The sequence below is a fragment of the Companilactobacillus kimchii DSM 13961 = JCM 10707 genome (assembly GCF_001435445.1).
In the GTDB taxonomy this organism is placed as follows: Bacteria; Bacillota; Bacilli; order Lactobacillales; family Lactobacillaceae; genus Companilactobacillus; species Companilactobacillus kimchii.
This window is the reverse complement of the sequence record NZ_AZDH01000004.1, coordinates 1-19,054: the sequence shown is the minus strand read 5'-3', so window position 1 is coordinate 19,054 and position 19,054 is coordinate 1. Positions and strand designations below refer to the sequence as shown.

At 33.8% G+C, this 19,054-nt stretch carries 23 protein-coding genes; 7 read left to right on the top strand and 16 right to left on the bottom strand.

The window, feature by feature from the left end; genetic code table 11:
• Nucleotides 1-111 precede the first annotated feature (111 nt).
• Nucleotides 112-423: a DMT family transporter gene (locus FC97_RS02370; protein WP_054643751.1), complete on the top strand. Its 312-nt coding sequence runs from the start codon at nucleotides 112-114 to the stop codon at nucleotides 421-423.
• Nucleotides 424-501: 78 nt separating this feature from the next.
• Here the strand turns inward: FC97_RS02370 and FC97_RS02365 are convergent, their stop codons facing one another.
• The gene (locus FC97_RS02365; protein WP_054643750.1) at nucleotides 502-1,560 is read right to left on the bottom strand and encodes a WxLIP family cell surface protein; all 1,059 of its coding nucleotides are present in this window, start codon (nucleotides 1,558-1,560) and stop codon (nucleotides 502-504) included.
• A 67-nt stretch (nucleotides 1,561-1,627) separates the two neighbouring features.
• Nucleotides 1,628-2,209 (bottom strand): WxL domain-containing protein, encoded by a 582-nt coding sequence (locus FC97_RS02360; protein ID WP_054643749.1) that lies wholly within the window; start codon nucleotides 2,207-2,209, stop codon nucleotides 1,628-1,630.
• Nucleotides 2,210-2,441: 232 nt separating this feature from the next.
• On the opposite strand from FC97_RS02360, the gene FC97_RS02355 reads away from it, so the two are divergent.
• Together FC97_RS02355 and FC97_RS02350 are read left to right on the top strand one after the other, a co-directional pair.
• Nucleotides 2,442-3,215, top strand: coding sequence for an NrtR DNA-binding winged helix domain-containing protein (locus FC97_RS02355; protein ID WP_056967729.1), 774 nt, complete (start codon nucleotides 2,442-2,444; stop codon nucleotides 3,213-3,215).
• Nucleotides 3,216-3,354: 139 nt separating this feature from the next.
• Complete coding sequence (locus FC97_RS02350) at nucleotides 3,355-4,518, top strand: MFS transporter (RefSeq protein WP_056967753.1); 1,164 nt, start codon at nucleotides 3,355-3,357, stop codon at nucleotides 4,516-4,518.
• A gap of 44 nt (nucleotides 4,519-4,562) precedes the next feature.
• Here FC97_RS02350 and FC97_RS02345 read toward each other — a convergent pair whose 3' ends face one another.
• The 8 genes from FC97_RS02345 to FC97_RS02310 form a co-directional block, all read right to left on the bottom strand.
• Complete coding sequence (locus FC97_RS02345; protein ID WP_054643748.1) at nucleotides 4,563-5,276, bottom strand: B3/B4 domain-containing protein; 714 nt, start codon at nucleotides 5,274-5,276, stop codon at nucleotides 4,563-4,565.
• Nucleotides 5,276-5,794: a GNAT family N-acetyltransferase gene (locus tag FC97_RS02340; protein WP_306424888.1), complete on the bottom strand. Its 519-nt coding sequence runs from the start codon at nucleotides 5,792-5,794 to the stop codon at nucleotides 5,276-5,278. The genes FC97_RS02345 and FC97_RS02340 overlap by 1 nt, the downstream gene beginning before the upstream one ends.
• Nucleotides 5,791-6,243, bottom strand: coding sequence for a MarR family winged helix-turn-helix transcriptional regulator (locus tag FC97_RS02335; protein ID WP_054643746.1), 453 nt, complete (start codon nucleotides 6,241-6,243; stop codon nucleotides 5,791-5,793). The genes FC97_RS02340 and FC97_RS02335 overlap by 4 nt, the downstream gene beginning before the upstream one ends.
• Nucleotides 6,244-6,347: 104 nt before the next feature.
• Nucleotides 6,348-6,623 carry a hypothetical protein gene (locus FC97_RS02330; RefSeq protein ID WP_025086376.1) on the bottom strand — a complete coding sequence of 92 codons (276 nt, stop codon included), beginning with the start codon at nucleotides 6,621-6,623 and terminating at the stop codon, nucleotides 6,348-6,350.
• Between the two features lie 124 nt (nucleotides 6,624-6,747).
• Nucleotides 6,748-7,380, bottom strand: a complete 633-nt coding sequence (locus FC97_RS02325; RefSeq protein ID WP_082604725.1) for a DUF6198 family protein — start codon at nucleotides 7,378-7,380, stop codon at nucleotides 6,748-6,750.
• Between the two features lie 110 nt (nucleotides 7,381-7,490).
• Nucleotides 7,491-8,354 carry an SDR family oxidoreductase gene (locus tag FC97_RS02320; protein WP_054643745.1) on the bottom strand — a complete coding sequence of 288 codons (864 nt, stop codon included), beginning with the start codon at nucleotides 8,352-8,354 and terminating at the stop codon, nucleotides 7,491-7,493.
• A 133-nt stretch (nucleotides 8,355-8,487) separates the two neighbouring features.
• On the bottom strand, nucleotides 8,488-8,670 hold the full coding sequence (locus FC97_RS02315; protein WP_054643744.1) for a hypothetical protein: 183 nt from the start codon (nucleotides 8,668-8,670) through the stop codon (nucleotides 8,488-8,490).
• Nucleotides 8,671-8,672: 2 nt separating this feature from the next.
• Entirely contained in the window at nucleotides 8,673-9,365 is a 693-nt protein-coding gene (locus FC97_RS02310) for an NAD(P)H-dependent oxidoreductase (protein WP_054643743.1), read from the bottom strand.
• Nucleotides 9,366-9,507: 142 nt separating this feature from the next.
• Between FC97_RS02310 and FC97_RS02305 the strand changes: the two genes are divergently transcribed.
• Nucleotides 9,508-9,942: an ACT domain-containing protein gene (locus FC97_RS02305; protein ID WP_054643742.1), complete on the top strand. Its 435-nt coding sequence runs from the start codon at nucleotides 9,508-9,510 to the stop codon at nucleotides 9,940-9,942.
• A gap of 278 nt (nucleotides 9,943-10,220) precedes the next feature.
• On the opposite strand, the gene FC97_RS02300 is transcribed toward FC97_RS02305, so the two are convergent.
• The 5 genes from FC97_RS02300 to FC97_RS02280 form a co-directional block, all read right to left on the bottom strand.
• The gene (locus FC97_RS02300; protein ID WP_054643741.1) at nucleotides 10,221-11,069 is read right to left on the bottom strand and encodes an alpha/beta fold hydrolase; all 849 of its coding nucleotides are present in this window, start codon (nucleotides 11,067-11,069) and stop codon (nucleotides 10,221-10,223) included.
• A gap of 108 nt (nucleotides 11,070-11,177) precedes the next feature.
• Nucleotides 11,178-12,605, bottom strand: a complete 1,428-nt coding sequence (locus FC97_RS02295) for a C69 family dipeptidase (RefSeq protein ID WP_054643740.1) — start codon at nucleotides 12,603-12,605, stop codon at nucleotides 11,178-11,180.
• 113 nt (nucleotides 12,606-12,718) lie between these two features.
• A complete protein-coding gene (locus FC97_RS02290) occupies nucleotides 12,719-14,287 on the bottom strand; it encodes an alpha-L-rhamnosidase-related protein (protein WP_054643739.1) in 1,569 nt (522 codons plus the stop codon).
• Nucleotides 14,288-14,348: 61 nt separating this feature from the next.
• Entirely contained in the window at nucleotides 14,349-15,392 is a 1,044-nt protein-coding gene (locus FC97_RS02285) for a family 43 glycosylhydrolase (RefSeq protein WP_173585314.1), read from the bottom strand.
• Between the two features lie 2 nt (nucleotides 15,393-15,394).
• Complete coding sequence (locus FC97_RS02280; protein WP_056967725.1) at nucleotides 15,395-16,585, bottom strand: MFS transporter; 1,191 nt, start codon at nucleotides 16,583-16,585, stop codon at nucleotides 15,395-15,397.
• 194 nt (nucleotides 16,586-16,779) lie between these two features.
• On the opposite strand from FC97_RS02280, the gene FC97_RS02275 reads away from it, so the two are divergent.
• Nucleotides 16,780-17,661: a helix-turn-helix domain-containing protein gene (locus tag FC97_RS02275; RefSeq protein WP_054643736.1), complete on the top strand. Its 882-nt coding sequence runs from the start codon at nucleotides 16,780-16,782 to the stop codon at nucleotides 17,659-17,661.
• A 52-nt stretch (nucleotides 17,662-17,713) separates the two neighbouring features.
• Here the strand turns inward: FC97_RS02275 and FC97_RS02270 are convergent, their stop codons facing one another.
• A complete protein-coding gene (locus FC97_RS02270) occupies nucleotides 17,714-17,905 on the bottom strand; it encodes a helix-turn-helix domain-containing protein (protein ID WP_054643735.1) in 192 nt (63 codons plus the stop codon).
• Between the two features lie 193 nt (nucleotides 17,906-18,098).
• On the opposite strand from FC97_RS02270, the gene FC97_RS02265 reads away from it, so the two are divergent.
• Both FC97_RS02265 and FC97_RS02260 read left to right on the top strand, forming a co-directional pair.
• On the top strand, nucleotides 18,099-18,611 hold the full coding sequence (locus FC97_RS02265; protein ID WP_054643734.1) for a hypothetical protein: 513 nt from the start codon (nucleotides 18,099-18,101) through the stop codon (nucleotides 18,609-18,611).
• Entirely contained in the window at nucleotides 18,612-18,977 is a 366-nt protein-coding gene (locus FC97_RS02260; RefSeq protein WP_056967724.1) for a hypothetical protein, read from the top strand.
• The last annotated feature ends 77 nt before the right edge of the window (nucleotides 18,978-19,054 follow it).

Below are 19,054 nucleotides of genomic sequence, written 5' to 3'. Positions count from 1 at the left end.
CATTTGTATTAGAATTTGTGAAAAAATTTTTTCTATTTTTAAAAATAATTGGTGTTTTTTTGTTTAAATTCGTGTATGATATTGAAAGAAATTTCGAATGAGGAAATGCTTATGAACTACTTACTATTGTTGGTCTCCATCGGTTTTGAAGTTTTGGGAACTTCACTTTTGAAGAAAACAGATGGCTTTACCAACCTCTTACCTACAGTGGGAACTTTAATGTCATATTTTATATGTCTCTTTGTTCTTTCCCACGTCCTTAAAAGACTACCACTTAGTCTTACATACGCTACATGGGGTAGCGTTGGCCTAATTCTAGTCACTATTGCTGGTATTGTTTTCTACCATGAAACACTATCAATTTACTCAATTGCCGGGCTATTCTTAGTCGTCTCAGGTACAGTTCTAATTAATGTATTTTAGCCAAATACAAAAAACAAGAAAAAAATAAAGGATCTAATAACTCATTTGGGTTATTGGGTCCTTTATTTTTAAGATATTCTACTTCCTGTGTTTCTTATAATACCAAACACCTAATCCAGCAACCACTATAATTGCAGCAACTGTTTCGATAATAGCCATATTGGATTTAGCATGACTATTTTTAACTGGTGTCTTCTTATTGATTTCACGACTTTGCTTACCAGTAACCGTAAATTTACGTTGGAGTTTCCAAGTATTTTGACCATCATTAGCCTTCACATTCAAATACAGCATATAAGTACCTGGCTTTAACCTCTTATCTTTGTTAGTACCAATAACAGTATTAACATTGGTTGGATAAGCAAAGTAACTATTCGGAGCAATCGACATATTTGATTTTTCCGATTGTAAGATAACATCCTTACTATTATTTTCTGATGTTACCTTTGCCTTAATATCAACTTTTTCTTCCAATCTTGGCACATCATTATCTAATAGTGCGTTGACTGTAATCTGACCATTTTTAGTATCTTCATATGCTCTGACCAACTTCAAATTTGGCTCAACTGTAGCAGTACTTTGTCTTAACTGTAGCCCTAAAACATAATTATACTTATTTTTCAGCGTTACACCTTTAGCATTACTCTTGCTGACTTGATTATCCTGTTCGATAAAGATACCACCTAACAATACGCCATCAAAATTTCCTTTAGGAGCATTAATATCGATGACTACCTCTTTTGAGGATTTTGCATCAACGGTGACGCTCTTAGGATATGTAACTAATTTTTCAATATCGTATTTCAAAGATGAATCAGCTTTAACATTATGTTCGTTATAGACTATTACCCCATTGGTATCAGTCGATGCGCGGTTCACCATTACAGTATAAGTATGCGTTTTAGTATCGTTATTGTTAATCCTAAATTTAGCTTGTAACTTTTGATTTGGCGTCACTTTCAAATCAAAATAACCAACTTTTTTATCTATCTGATCATTTGAAAGTTCTGGCACAATATTATAAGTCACTGCTGGTTGAGCTTCTGAGGTAGCGGCTAAAACATTCTGGGTACCCAAGCAGCCAAAGGTTATGACACTAATTAAAAACAGCATAAAAATCCAAATACGCTTCTTCAAAATATCATCTCCCGAAGAAAAAAAGAGAGCATGCAACAATTAAGTTACAAGCCCTCAATTTTTATATTTAAGCAGGTGCATTAGCTAATGTCCATGTTAATGTTGAACTGTAGGATCCGCCAATATTACCAGCTGGGACCTTAAGTGAAGCATCAGTAGCACCATATGTTCCAGTATAAGCACCTACACCACTACCAGCTGCAGCACTAAGAACAGTTACTGGTGAGCTTGATAGTGTAAGATTTGCAACAAGTGTTGGAGGTGTTGATACATTATCAGCATCATCCGCCTTAATAGGAGTTGCTTCTTTATTATCTAATATTAGTTGTGCATTCTTTAAAGCCGCACCGCCTGTTGCCGTGAATGGTGATGCTGCAACAGTTACAGTATATCCAGTACCGGTACCAGCATCAGCAATATCTAAGACTCCCGATGTGGAAGTTGATGTATACGAAATATCGTTTGCTGAAGCTGCTACTGTACCAAATTGGAAACCAGGGGCCGAACTTAAAGTAATCGTTCCAGGCGTTATGTCAGCCGTAGCCGTACTTGTAACTGGTGTCGTTGCTGCTTGAGCAACTGCACCCAATGAACCAATTCCTAAAACAGCTGCCCCTACTAGCATGCTATTTCTTACGAGTTTTTTCATAATATTTTCCCCCTCATAAACGACTGTTGGTCGCTATGAAGCAGAGCCTTAATGTGGTGGATCAATTGGACTCTGCTGAATTGGAGAATATCCATCACATAGAGACCTCTTTCAATCTCTGCGTACGTTATATATTTTTTTGGATAAATAAACAAGAATAAACTCGTCAAAACGTTGGAACTGTACAACAAGTAAATTATAATGAGGGCATATCTAGAATGGAGTCAATAGTATGACAGATACAGCAACCGACGATCAATTAAAAATCAGTGTCGTTAATATCATCTGGAGTTTCGATACTACTAATAATAAAGTATTAATTCTCCTAGTTAAAAATTCTCTCGGACCTAATGTTGACAAATGGGGCTTGCCTACAACAATGCTACGTGCCAATGAAGATGCTGAGGAAGCCTCTTTACGATTGATCAATGAAAAAATTGGTATTCAATTGCCTAACTTTTATACTGAACAATTAGCCACTTTCAGTAATGTTAACCGTACAGTACAAGACCGCGAAATTGCCTTAAGTTACATGACTTACTTGCCTTATATGCCTGAACTAACAGCTGGTTATGGAGCGAAAGAAGTTGCATGGTTCAATGTTAATTACGATCAAGACTGTTTCTTATTGGAACATAATAATTTAACTTTCAAAACTTTAAGTGAAAAAGTATCCGATAAAGATTTTTATGAACATCTAGCAGAATACAATGATGACAAGCATCTTAGCGCCGATCATGCTTTGATTTTGCGTAACGCTTTTCAAAGAATTACAAATCGTTTGAATTATTTACCCACAATCCTTTTGATTTTAGGTGATGATTTCACCCTCAAAGAAGCACGTGAGGTCTACTCAACATTTTGGAAACAACCCTATCAAACCATTGATAATTCTAATTTTCGTAAGACCCATACACATCTTTTTGTTGAAATTGGAACTGAACATGGTAAGAGTGGTCGCCCTGCAAAATTGTACAAGTTGCGTGAATCGCTTGACCCTAAATAAGACTAATGATAGTCTTTGTTTTGCATTATTAAAGGTAACTTTTACCTTTAATAATATTATTTATTTGTCTTTATAAATTTAGGAGGTATTTACTGTTTTGGACACACAAACAAAAGAAAAGAGTGGCCTTAAACTTTTAATGGTCATCGGAACTGCCTGGCTTTTTGATGCAGCCGATGTAGCCTTATTATCTTTTATCATGCCACTGATCAAAAAAGAATGGTTTTTGAACGACAACCAAATTGGATTAGTCAGTTCTATTACTACTGTCGGTATGATGTTCGGTGCTATATTATTCGGTTATCTAGCTGATAAATTTGGTAAGAAGAATATTATCATTATTACGCTCTTAATTTTTTCCGTTAGTAATTTGGTACTGGCTTTAACAACTAACGTTGAACAATTTATGCTTGTTCGCTTCATTACTGGGGTTGGTCTTGGTGGTGAATTACCTGTTGCCACAACTATTATCGCTGATTCCTTCTCTGGTCACAGACGTTCCAAGATGTTGATTTTAGTTGATAGTTTTTGGGCAATCGGTTGGATTTTGGCCTCCCTTCTAGCCTTCCTTTTCATGCCACTATATGGTTGGAGATTTACAGTTATCGCCACATCCATTATGGCTCTATACACTTTGGTAATTCGTCGCCATTTACCAGAGCAAACTAACGTTAAAAATAAACGTTTAAACTTGCGTACTGCATTAAATCAAATTTGGTCTAAAAAATATCGTCGTGCCACTGTTTGTTTAAGTTTGTTGTGGTTTATCATTATGTTCACCTACTACGGTATGTTCCTTTGGTTACCAAGTGTACTGATCAAACGAGGATTCTCAGTCGTCCACAGTTTTGGTTATACATTAATAATGAGTTTTGCTCAATTGCCTGGTTACTTTATAGCAGCCTATCTAATGGGTAAATTGAGTCGTAAAAAAGTTTTGGGGATCTATTTAGTTGGGACAATTATCGGAGCTTTTCTATTTGGAACTGCGCAAAATGTCTTTATGGTTGTATTCAGCAGCTGTCTACTTTCCTTCTTTACTCTGGGAGCCTGGGGAATTCTGATTGCTTTAACACCAACACAATATCCTATGAACATTCGTGGCGTCGGTATCGGATTCACTCAATCAATTGGACGTATTGGCGCTACCATTGGACCTTACTTAATTGGCTTCTCATTAAGTATTAATTTAAGTATTTCAACTATTTTTTCCTATTTCGTCGGCTCATTAGTTATCGGTATTCTTATATTAGTCTTCGGAATGGTCGATAATGATCAGAAAAATATTCAAATAGAAAACTAAACAAAAAATTCACTCCAATTATGGGGTGAATTTTTAAATTTGTATTACAATTCATCTGTTTCTGAATTGTTCTTCGTCAAAATTTCTATTTTCCCATCTACATGGAAATAATCTTCAATCAATTGCTTTAATTCTTTAATTGCTTCATTAGCTCTTTGAGCCTGTTCTTGATTAATGGCCTCGATAACCAAAACTGAATCCGTTGTTTCTTCAGTTAACATTGTTCTTTGAGCCTCACGCCAATTCAAGCAACGACAGATGGCACCATCATTATCATAATAAATAATTTCACCTGGTAAAGCCGGAGCATCTTCATCAGCACCTAATGGTTTAAAGCCTTCGCCACCTTGAGCTTCTCCAAGATGTAAATCACCTGACATAGCATTTAAGTTCTCACCACCACAAGGTACTGCGTACTTCAAAGAAACACTGTTATAAATATCAACTAGTGGATTAATTGGTGAAAATGTTCTTCCTTGGCTAACTCGTTTCAACAAAGCTTCAATTGAACAACGTGCACCTTTTTTAGTCTTGAATTCACGAAAAGCTTGACGCCATTGGTCTACTACTTCACTCTCGCGGAAAACTTCCTCATTAATGAATTTCTTTGATTCTTCCGCACCATCACTCAACAATTTAGCAAAATATGGATCATCTTTTTCATCAACATGATTATTTATTTGATGAATTACCAAAGTACTAATTTGTGCATCAGGAAATAGTTCCCAAAATTTTTGATCAACGATTACCTTTGTCATTATCTTACCCTCAAATCCTTTTTCATTAGGAAATCAGTTTGTACTGAATCTCCCATAACAAATTTATGTTCACTAAATCTTTCAAAACCCATCTTTTGATAGAATTTTTGAGCCGGATAATTGAATTCCCAAACCCCCAACCAAATATTATCTTTTGATAATTCTTTGGCACGTTCTTCGGCAAATTCAAATACTTTGGTTCCTAATCCTAAATGTTGATAAGCTGTTTTAAAATAAACTCGTTCCACTTCTAAATAGTTATCAGGCATTTGTTCTGATTGGGCTAATAAAATATTAAGTTTCATATAACCAGCTAATTGTTCGTCCTGATAAATGAAGTAAAATTTTGAATCTTGATTCGTTAATTCAGAAGTAAGCTGTTCAGTATTGTAAGCTTCTTCCAAATAAGCATTCAAATTCTCTTCTGTATTATCCTGGCCAAAAGTAGCTGTGTAAGTCTCTCTACTTAAATTCTGAAGAACCTCTAAGTCATCTAGGTTGCACTGTCTAATTCTCAATATTCTCTCTTATTACCTTTCTTAACATATTCCCAATCGGACGCTATATTATTTTCGACTATTTTCAATAGCTTTAAAATCTGCTTTTGTTCCGCAGCATCTAGGCCTTTTAAGGCCACTTGATTAGAATAAACATTTTCTCGATTAATAACCGGATAAACCTTTTTACCCTTGTCGGTCACATACAATTTTTTCTCTTTTTTATTATCAACCGATTGTTTTCTGACAATGAAATTGTTTTTTTCCAATTTTTTAATGGCTCTAGCAGCTGTTGTCTTATCAACCTTAATCATTCCAGCTAACTTTTCTTGAATGATACCAGGATTCTCATAAATTCTTACTAAATATAAATATTGCCCCTTAGTTAGATCATAATCCTTAAATTCAATGTTGCTAATTGAATCTAAGGAACGTGCAATTACACCAATTGACCGCAAAATTTCTACCACCAGACTACCTCGCTTTCAATAAAGGTATTGTACAATCATTTTGTTGCATTTGCAACTAAAATTCAACCGTAAAAAATGGCAACCCCACGTTGCCATTTTTATATTTAGTTGACCGCATAACCTAAATTACGAGAAAGTTGATCAATGCTTTCTTGATATTCTGAACCATTATCCATATGCTTCAAAACGCTTTGAACCTGACGATCATCTCGCAAACGACCAAATAAGTATGTTTCTGAATAATTCTTATCTAACAAATTATATGTTTTCAAAACAAAATCTTTACTATAGTCGTTTTTATCGATTTCTTTATTATTATTAATATCGGTATATAGCTCCGATAGAATTCTCTTTGCCTCTGTATTGTCATTTAATTTCATCAATACGCACCACCTAATTAATTATTAAAATCTCTCGCAAGATATCGCTCTATGTAAGCGGTTTCTATATCTTGTATTTACATTATACGACTTATAGTAAAAAATTTCAGTCTAAAAGAAAATATTAATCAGTTTGCGTTTTAAAATTGTGTTTCAATTGTGGCCAAATAAGCTTGTCAGCCGAAGCAATCAAAATACCATTAAAGATAAATGAGAATAGTGTTCCAATATTGACTGAATAGACATTATGAATGCCGACCGCAGCAATTAGAATAATAATAATTGGTGGTAGAAAATCAATAATCTGGGCTTTGGTTGAATTACCATTCAAATAGAAGAATCTGAGAATATTTGTCGTATCATCATTGGGATGCATTACAATATTAGCTCTCTGGTATAAAGATATGGCGACACAGAAGAAGACAACTCCTAAACAAGATAGGATTGTTCTAACGACAATTGGCAAGTTGGGAACACCCGCGTATGTCAGTAAATCAGTAAAAACATTAACAAAATAGCTAAAAAATAGAACATATAAGATTTGTCCAATCAATCTCTTACCATCGAATTTTTTAATTAAAAATTGATTAGTTATCGCATTGATGACACCGAATGCAAATAAGATTAATCCGGTATTCCAAGCAAACCATTTATTTAAATTAACGGCGGCGGCCGTCCACAAGCCACTTCCCATATCAGCTGTTATGCACAAGCCGTTGCCAAAAGCATTTAGTATCAGGCCACTTACTAGTCCGATTACCCTTGTTTGTATTGAATTTTTGATGCTATCACTCCTCACAGTATGTTGAATATGTTACAACAATTCTATGCCAAGTGACAAAATTTTATTTAAAATAAGAATATTTTTTAATTATTTTGATAATTTGCTTGCAAAAATTCCTTTAAATCAGTTGCCGGATGTCCCATAATTTCTTCGTAATCAGAACTAACCTCATCAAGAAGTCCCATACCACCTGCTTTATACATTGAAGATAACATATGACCTTCGTTGCCCTCATTATACATGGCTCCAAATTCATCCAAACTGACTGGTTGATAACCAATTTCAGCATTCGCAACTTTTGATAAGACTTGAGCCAATTGTGGCATCGTATAGTTTCTTGATTGTGTCAAAGTATAGATACGACCATCCTTAAGTAAAGACTTTGTAGCAGCAACTTTCGCAAAAGCTTTAGAACTATCATCTAAGCTAATAAAAGATAAAGCTTGGTCTTTCATAGGATAGATAACGTTATGACGTTCAACCAATTCTGGCAAATACGGAACTAATGGATCAGCATAGAGTCCATTTCTAATAATTGTGTAAGGAATTTCTGTTTCAGCTAATCTTCTTGGCAAATATCCATAGAACGCCGACAAGTCAAATGGGTTGTTAACCTGATCTGCAATAAAGCCCATTGCCAAAATGTGACCAACCGATGCCTTCTTAGCGGCTTGTAAAACATTTTCTAGTTCAGTTATCCGACTGTAACTATCATGGCTCTTACTTGGAACATAAATTAAAACATCTTTGTCTTGAAAGGCCTTAATTAAGCTATCTTCATTAAAAAAGTCTATACCAACAACTTCAGCACCTGCTTGAGCTAATTTGTCAGCTTTTGAAACCGTATGGACTCCAGCAGTTATTGAAGAACTAGGGACCAACTTGATTAATTCATTAAAAATATGATTACCTAAATGACCTGTAGCACCAGTTATAATATATCTCATTTATTTCACCCTCAACTTTCTACTACATGTTACTATATAATTAACAAGATAACAAACATAAAGTTTTAAAAAACATCTAATATATTTATCACACAAAGAATATGTATGACAAACCTTATTAGATGTTATTTTTTTACCATTGCTCATGATTCCATAGACGCCCATCTACTTCACCCTGTAGTAATTTCATACGATCATTTTGCTCTTCAACAACCTTTTTCATAGCTGTTAAAAAAGCACGATTCTCATAAGCCTTCTGTTTATCTGCTAATTTGGAGAGTTCTTTACTTAACCAAATTCCAGTATCTTCTGCCATGATTATTCGTCCTCCCCTTGCTTGATCAGACTAATGGTACTCTTCAACTGACTTAAATCTTCTTTTTGCTGAATAAATGTATTCAAAATTGTTTCGCACTCAGTGCAGTTTGTTTCATCGAAAGTCTTCAACCGATCAGCAAATTCCTGTTCAAACCATTCTTGACGATTAGTTAACGTATCAGGATACTTCTGAGTTAGATAACGTTGATAATCAATCAAAGTTTGCATCTGTTGTTCTTCTTTTAAATATTGAAATTGTGAAATAACGAAAACTGGCAAATTTTGCATTTTAGCACGATCTGCAATAGCACGTAACGGTGCCATGATTTGATCAATTGTAATGTTTTCGGTCCCGCCTCGTCTAAATTCCTTAAGTGGCATACCGGTGCTGACAACAATTCCGAATTCCTTATCACGTAAATTGTCATTACCATCACCGTAAATAAAGTTCCGAGTCAAAACCTTATCTTCCCAATCTTTTAAGCCCGCTGGAGCAGCATACCAATAGAGCGGAAATTGAAAAATAATTCTGTCGGCATCTCTTAACAACTTCTGTTCATTATCGACATCAATTTTTTTCAATCCTTCGACATGATGCCATGTAACATCAAATAACTTTGCTCCTTGCATCAAGAATTGCTGCGTTTGCGAGTTATTTATTTCCGGATGAGAAACAATTATTAACGTTTTCAAATTAACATCTCCAATCAACCTTAGAATAGCAAAAATTTGCGGACTTATACAGTTGAACAACTTATTTTTGAAATTTTGCTAAAATGGATTTCGTTGAATGATATAATTTAAGTGATATGAAGTACAATTAAGGAGCATAGCAATGGAAAAATACTATATTGTCGACAGTTCTATTCTTCCTGAATCCTTTGATAGAGTAATTAAAGCACGTAATCTGCTTGAAACGAGAAAAGTCCACAACGTTAGTGAAGCCGTAAAAGAGGTCGGTATCAGTCGTGGTACTTATTATAAATATAAGGACTTAGTCTTTCTACCTGATGAAGAAATGAACGATCGTAAAGCTGTCATTTCAATGATGTTGCATCATGAACAAGGAATTCTATCTAAAGTACTGGTGGACATTTCCGAGTCTAATGCCAGTATTCTAACTATCAATCAAAATATTCCTATCCATAATATTGCTACTGTTGTGATCTCTTTAGATATTGGTCATTTAAATGGTACGATTGATGATTTACTTGATAAATTAAAACAATCCGATTTTGTTAATAATGTACAACTAATTTCAATTGAATAGGTCAAAAAAGCATGTTCAAAATACGAACATGCTTTTTATTTTGGCCAGGCAATATACATTGCTAAGAGGACACTAAATGTGCCAACGAAATAAAATAGTTTAGATATAATATTGCTTTTCATATGACTGCCTGACATTATCAAACACAGTCCTACTATAAAAATTACTACCATTATTAAGAAATTCATCCTGTCACCTATCATTTCTAATTAAGTTTCGATAACAAGAACTTTACAAAAGAAATGTGACGAATTAATGAATTTGTTATGTAAATTTAATTACTTATTTCTTTCCCAAAGAAAAGTTTCAATATCATGTAATACACGTGGATTTCGTCTCGTCAAAGCACTATGTTCGGCTCTACGACCAGTGAAAAGACGTGCTTCATATGTTTGATGTGGGCCTTTGAAAACTCTTTTCAAAGATTTAGCTGAAGATACAGGAACTGCCTTATCAAAGTGATCTTTCATTGATAACTGTCCCATAATATTCAATTCACGAATATGTAATTTATGAATTACTGAATCAGGGGCCATGTAAGATCTAAAGTCTTTTGTTAATTGTGGCGAATAACGCCAACCGTTACGACGATAAATATTATGATTCAAAACTTGCATTGGAGCCGCAATATTAACTAGTGAGTCAATTTGGGGCTGATTCTTATTATCACTGTATTTCTCAAGATAATACATAACGGCGTTATTACCCCAAGAATGGGCCACTGCATTGAAACTTGTAACGCCATACTTACGATGTAACATCTTCACAATTGAATTGATCCACTTCGCAGTCTGATGATAATCAGATTCGTGATTATTACCAAATAGAATTTGGATTTCCGGATTCTTAGCTGACTTAGGCCATTTTCCATCAAGGCTCAGCTTTCCTTTAGGGGAAACAAAAATGGTTAAAGTTCTTGTAGCATAACCATCAGCTTGAGATTGATCGATTAAATAGTCCATTGAATGTACTGTGCCACCAAAGCCATGAAAGAAAAGCGTTGGTACCTGCCGCTTTTGACTTTGATTATTTGTGGCAGCTAAAACTTCTTGTTGTGAATGTACTTCCACCATTACAAGGCCAAAAATAATTATGCACAGGCTCATTAATAAATTTCTTTTTTTCATGAATATCACCAATTTGATTTATTATCAAAGTTTAAATCAAATCTAATTTTAGTCAACAAAAAAAACCAACCTCTATTGAGATTGGCTTCAATTATCAAACTATGAGTACTATAAGTTTTGACCCTTTTCCCAAGTTGTCTTGGATAGCATCAAACCTTTTTTAACCAAATCATTGAATAATTGATGTGTACGTTTTGTAACTTCAGCGGCTGTCTTCATATTGCTTGAAGTTAAGAATTGTGAGACATCATTATTGAAACCATCAATTACTTCATCAGTAATTTCAATTCTTTGACGAGCATATGACTGACAAGCGTCCAAATATGCGTGAACCATATCTGAATATTCATGATAGTGAGGTTCGATCATAACGGACAAAGTTTTTTCTAGCCAATACATGTTATCTACTGAAACTTCATTTGTTGTATTCTTATAGTCCTCAGGTGTATCCGTAATATTTGTATAGAATGGAACATATGGACTATATGCGAAGAATCCTAATGCCAACCATTGGATAGCGGCATGATTATCATCAACATCATTTCTAATTTGAAGAATTGATGATGCTTGATTACGATCCATCGCGATAGAACGGAATTGACGTTGTTCATTTGCTGTACCAGAAGCAAAAGTACCAAATGGATCATACTTAGTACCGTTATAGTGTGATGATAAGAAGTACTCTACATCTTCAATTGCAATCTTCTTACTTGGTTTTCTAACCATAGGCATCTTTTGAGATGTAGGTTCTTGTTCAAATTCAGGATTGAATAATTTTTGACCATACCATGTACGTGGAGTGTTGTAATATGCATCAGCTTCACTTTGTGTTCCAAAAATTTCACGGAAATTAAAATGATCAGGATTTGGATTCAAATGATGTTTTTCAACAAAATCAATTAAATCAGTTGCTATCAAATAGTTTTCAGGATCGCTAACGTCAACCTCTTCCATAACAGTTTGGTTAGGAACAATAGCATAAGCATCGTCTGGTAAACGCATTGCAGCCCAGTGATGTCCACCAGCTGTTTCTAAAAGCCAAACTTCATTTTTATCATTAAAGGCAATACTGTTTGATTCGCCAGTACCATATTCTTCAAGTAATTCACCTAAACGAAGAACGCCTTCTTTGGCAGTCTTTACATAAGGCAATACCAAAGTTAACATAGCTTCTTCATCGACACCATCATGAACTAATGGATCGTAACCCAAAACACGGGCATTAGTAGCAGTTGTTTCAGTTGAGCTCATACCAACATTTAATTCATTGATACCAGCTTCTTCATATTGGCCATCGCTTTGATCAGCTTGTGGAGTTGCTGTATAGCGATAAGCATGATTAGGTAGCGGAACTTTTACACCTGTCGTCTTAGAAATATAAAATGCATCTTCTTGATCTTTAGCAGCGTGTGCGACAAATTTGATCGGATTAATTGGGCCATAGCCGTCTTCATTACGGGCAACTATAGTGGAACCATCCATACTAGCGGCTTTACCAACTAGAATTTCAGTACAATCGGAACTTGGATTTTTCATTTCGTTCCCTCCCTTATATAAAACCAGTATAGAATTAAAGTCTGGTTTAATCTAGAGGAGTTATTAGAAAAATTATAATTTTCATTTTTTAAAGAAAACGTTTAAATTTTCACTCAAAGACGATATTTATTAATTAAATAAACCGGGGTACAAGACCAAGCATGACAATAACTATTAACTAAGGAACTTCCATACGGAGAAAAGTTTGGTTCATCAGGTTTGTATGCTTCCCAAAAAGTATCGGCACCATTAATGATCATAGACCCCCAATAATCGTTTATTAAATTGATGGCCTCTGCTCTCATATTAGCTTTCAATAATGCCGTTACAACATAATGATACATATACGGGGTTTCAATATTTTTAATAGGAAAGAATTTTTTATACGTAGCAAGCATGATTGATTTTTCAATATTTTCAGGAAATACTCCTGCCAGAATCATCCATACTTGGCTATAAATATTTAACTCTGCCTTCTCACCCGAAATAAATAATTGTCTAGAAGAGTCATACAATTTCTTTCGTGAATAATCAGATAAGAGTTGTAATTTTTTATTATATTCATCATCAACTTCAATCATCAAATCTTTACTTAATTCCAAAAAATCTTTTAACACATAAATAAGTACGCCCTGAGTAGCAGTGATTTTGTCAAAACCATCTCCCCAATCAATGAATGACGGCCACTCGTCTGGAATCATCAGTTTTCCATCTCCATTAACACATGCGAGTGCTAGATCAATTTGCTTTTTAGCTGTTGGATAAAGTTCTCTAACAGTTTCCTGATCTTGAGTATTTTTCAAATAGTCCTTTAACGTACTTACAAAAAACAAACTGTAATCTAACAAAAAAGTATCGTCCGGTACCTCATCTTTGCTAGTAAAAATATTTGCACTAACTTTTCCATCTTCAGTCGTCATTCCTGCAAATAAGTACAAACATCTTTTAACTAATGAGTTTTTCTTAAAAGTCGAATAATTAGCTAATGCTTGCAAGTGTAAATCCCCAAGCCACAATCTTTGATCTCGCTTAGGCCCATCTTCAAATACATCTTGCATACACTCTGCCAAGGTTTTTAGACTAACTTTTTCAATATTTTGTAACGATTGAGTACTTCCCGACAATTCCATATTTGATAGTTCTCTATTCGAAATTGCACTCTGTGCTTCAACAATCGGATTATTTAATTCTATCTTCCATTTTGGTGAAGTATCTATTACAGTAATTTTTACATATCTGAAACTATATCTTCTTGGTAAATGTAACTTACAAGGTAATTCATCAATATGAAAAGTTTCTATTGGTATCCAGGAGCGAGATAACCATCCGTCATATTCATTTGGATTACTCAATAGTTCACTAGAAATTTCCGCAAATTGAAATTTTATCGTCAAAGGTGCATCCATCATTGATCCAATTCTATTGATATCAATAGAAAATCTGCCAACGTGATGTTCACCAAAATCTAAAATAATACTGTCATCCCGTCCAAATTGCTTACTATGCAAATCTTCAATTTGGTGATTTACGTTTTTTATTTCTGTAGAAGAATTCGCCTCAATACAACGAACTGGTTTATATTTTTCGTAATTTAAAGCTGTTTTACTCTCTTCTGCCTTTTCTAAAAATTTTTTATTACGTGTAAATTTTATATTCTCATTAATTTGAAATTTAAATGACATTTAACTACCTCCAAAAAAGGCAGTGATTCCATAGTGAAATCACTGCTATATTTTTTATTGATTATTCATAATCATCTAGAGACCATTCATCATGCCAATCAATATATGGTCTGTCTCCAACAAATCTAATTGGTAACCATACATAATCTGCAATTGATGTATTCGCAACAACTACATCATCCAAATTATCAGGCTTTGTATCTTTCATTGCTGGATTGAAGAATTGTTCAAATGTTTTAGCATAATCTTCATACTTACGATTCATTTCATTAGGTAACCAACGATCTTGGCAAGCAATATATAAATCTTTCTTTCCTTGTACCTTAAAGACTGAAGTTACTTGAGAATAATATGAAGTCTTTGTTGTGTCTTGAGGACTAGGATTACCCAAAACAGTGTAAGGACCATGCCATGTATCGGCAATAGCAACTTCTGAAGGACTTGGGAAGTATCCAGTAGTACCTGAAGTCAACAAATAATGTTTATAGTTTCTAATGAAATGAGCTGTGGCTTCACGTACATATGGTGGGAAACGATGTGGGAAGTGAGTTGTGTAATAACCTGTTAGATCAGTGTAGTCATCAGTTAAATCGGCACAAATTGTTTCTGAATGGACTCTTTCAAAGTAGTAATAGCCTTTTCCATCTGGAGCAACAGCCAAATCGAAATCACCAGCACTCATACCTAATGGAGAAATATCCTCGTTAACAATTGTGTATGGTCCAAGAATGCTATCAGCCGTCAAAACTGTTTCTGTTTGAGTATCATCCTTATGCATTACTTTGACCCAGCAGACATACTTCTTTGTTTTCTTATTATAGATGATATGTGGACGATCCATTTGATTCTTGTAATAGAATGGTGATTCTGGATCATCAGTATTAGCTGGAATAATAATTCCTTCACTCTTCCAATTATACAAATCTTGAGAACTGTAGCAACGAACACCCCATTGCCAAATTCCATTCTCACCATCTGACTTCTCTTTGTTTTCACCGTACCAATAGTATGTACCATCTATATACATAACAGAACCACCATGTGCTTGAATTCTGTTACCATCTGTATCTAACCAAACTTGTCCTGGACGAAATGAATTATACATAATTAATTTACTTTATTTTTTAATGAATCCTTTTGCATACCGAATGAATTCCAAATTACAACGATAAGTACTACTAATCCAACAACACCACTTGTTATCATGGCAGCGGCTGGAGTTTGATTTCCAATTACATCACCGATTATTTGTTGAATATAAGGTGTTAAGAAAACACTGATATTGATAAATACCAAAGCTAACGAATTAGAAAAATTAGTTAACTCCTTAGGACATAATTCTGAAATTCTTAAAAACATATATGGTGATAAAAATGTGAATGATGCAGCCATAATAATTACTAGAACGCCTGTGAACAATAGATTCTTCGAAAATGTAATCAGGATACTGCTTCCACTAAGAATCAAGATGAACAATGGGAACATTTTCGAACCTAATAACTGATGAACTTTTCCAAATAAGACCCCAACAATCATCCCAGTTAAAGATGTGAAACTTAATATGAAACTAGCTGAAGTGGCTGTTCCATAACCGACATCCGTAATCAACAATGACAATTTAATCATTAATGTCATAAAGATAAACTGCATAAAAAACATAGCCGCACAAAATGCAAATACTTTTCCGTTTAACTTCTTTAAGCTTTTAACTATACTTATCTTTTTATTTTCTTGTTGAATGTTCATCTTAGGTAGAAAGGCAATAACCAATAGCAAGACAATTAAAAGTATGAAATATGTTAGAAAACTAAATCTCCAACTAATTTGAAGTAATATTCCCGCTAACATAGTTAACAACGTACTTGCTAAATTTGAAACTGTACCTATAAAGCCAAACATCTGGGCACGCTCGTCTCCTTCGTAGAAGTACGAAACTATACTGTATGATAGAGGATTTAACAATCCGATTCCGGCTCCAAACAGGAAACGACAAACTAATATTCCATAGATACTATTTATAAATGCCGGAGCAATTCCGGAAATAAATGAAATTAATAGTCCTAAAGATGCTGTATTCTTATACCCAATTTTCTTTGTTACTAAAGGACTAATGGCGACAAATATTAAAATTGCCAAGCTAGGTAAAGTCGTGATAGATTCAATAGCTGATGAAGCCACTCCTGGAAAACTATCTTTAATAACGGGAATAGCTCCTGAAATAACACCCGCTGCCGTTGTATCAATAGATATCCCAAGTATGGAGGCTTTAAATAAAAAACTGTGTTTATTTTTTATCATCTTTTTGCCCCTTTTTCTAATTAATCATTAGGCCTAATGATTTTGTAAGTTATTGTTATCGCTTACAATTGATAATTCTAGCATCTATCCAGATATAAATTAGCCCATTAGTTTGGTAAATATTGTACTTATATTTCGATTTTTATAAAGCTATAATTAATTCAAGATTCTAAATTGATTTTGGAGATCGTAAAATGTTAAAAAATAATAATGAAAATCGGGATAATGTCCAACATGAATTAATTAATCTTTTACCTAATATTCCCTTTAAAATATATATGAGTGATCAACATCCCAAATCGACTGACCATTCGTACATCGTCCCTCACTATCACGACGACGTTGAAATTATTTATCTAATAAAAGGTAATGTAAAAATATTTGATAATAATTCAGTTACCGAATTAAATCCAGGAAGTGTCTATATTATTAATTCCAATGATATTCATTCAACAACGAGTTCTTCAACGCATATTCAAAATTATGTATTACAAATATCCTACGATTTTTTAATCAATTTCATTCCAAATTTTTCGACTTATCACTTTATGATCAATAATCAACATCCAGCAATAACTCAATTAAAGGATGATATCGTTAGAATGGATTTCTTTCTTAATAAAAACCATAAAGCAAATGCTTATTTATCTGGATTATCATCCCTATTTGATTTGCTTTATCTTTTGACTACTTACTTCTATACAACTCTGACCTCTAAATCTGCCGCAAAAAACTTTAAATATCACAAAAGAATGGGGCAAGCCATAGGTTACATTGAAAGTAACTACTCTACGCCCATAACATTAAAGGAAATATCAAACTACATTCACTTATCTCCAGCTTATTTCTCAGATTTTTTCAAAAAGCAAACCGGTTTAACATTTTATACATATTTAACCAATGTAAGAATGAAACACGCCGAAGATTACCTAAAAAATACTAATATAGAAATAATGCAGGTCATCGATAATTGTGGATTCTCTACGTACCATCAATTTAGGAAAGAATTCTATATTAGATTTAATATGAGTCCCTCTCAATTCAGAAAGAACAGCAAAAAAGAAGGCCTTCTCTAATCAAAATGAGAAGTGCCTTCTTTTGTAATAATCGTAATTCTTTTCTATATACTTAATCAAAAAAATAAGATAAATCAACATGATAAATACCTGATATTAAATGCAAATTTTCTAAGTCGGGGCAGCTTTTTCCTCTTTCCCATTGAGATATTGCTTGCCTAGTAATATTCAACTTTTTAGCAACGTCGCCTTGTGAAAATCCGCTTTTTTTTCTTTGATATTTCAATTTTTCAGACATTCTCATAATTTCCCCCTTCCCCCATAAAAGATAGAAAGCAGCTCTTTCGAAAGAACTCCTTTCTTTAATTATAAAGAAATCGGTTTCATAATAAAAGGTGTTATAGGGCTACTAAAAAATAAAAGATAAAATTCTAGATAAAATCTATTTATTTTTTGACCTAGTATCCTATCAGAAAATAAAGGAGGAACTATATATTATGAATTTAATGAACAAACTTGTTATTTCAGGAGCTACACTACTAATGTTAGGAACTAATTCTATTGGTGTAATTACTGCAAAAGCAGACACAGTTAACAACGTAAATGAAGAAATTACTATTCCTGATAAATATATCAGCATTAGTAATGGTCAAATTTTAGATGCTCTAAAAGAAAACAATCCAGAAGCATACGCTAAGATTCCTGAATCAGAGAGAATAGCTCTTCTAAGACAGGATATGCTACGCCAAGGTGGGACATATATAAAGACTAACAGTACTGGATTTACAGTTTATCTTAATTCAGCTATTGTTAAAATTGCAAAAGCCGTGGGAGTGGGTGCTGTAGCAGCTTCCATTGCCTCTGTAGCTGCCACAGCTGGTCTTTCCACGGGTACAGCCACATTTATTTCTTCAGCTCTCAGTACGTTAATTGGAGAGATTCCATCTAACAGAGGGGTATGGATTAAATTAAGCAACAAAGGTTCACTTGTTAAATGGGGACTCCAATAAATGAAAAAAGTAATACATTACCTATCACAAGGAATGTACCTATTTGCAGTAATGATTTTAATCGACATTATCGTAGAGCAAAGTAAATATACCATTTTATCCTCTACACCCTATTATGTAGTTTGCTCAGTTTTAATTATTTTGATTATTATTTCAGTTCCCGAAGAGGGTTCTATCCATAAAAAGTTTAAAATACCAGGAATTTACATACTTGAAGTAGCGATTCTCATGGCAGTCATAATACAGCAAAATGTATATTCTCTTCTGCCTCACATATTTTATTTCATTATTTATCCAGTTTTACTTACTTTAATTGTTACCTCACTTCCTGAAGGAATACTTTATAAGAAACTCCAACACAAATGAAAATATCTGGGACTCAATCTATGAAGTGCCCTAAAATTGTTAGACATAATCTAACAATTTTAGGAGCACTTTTTTTA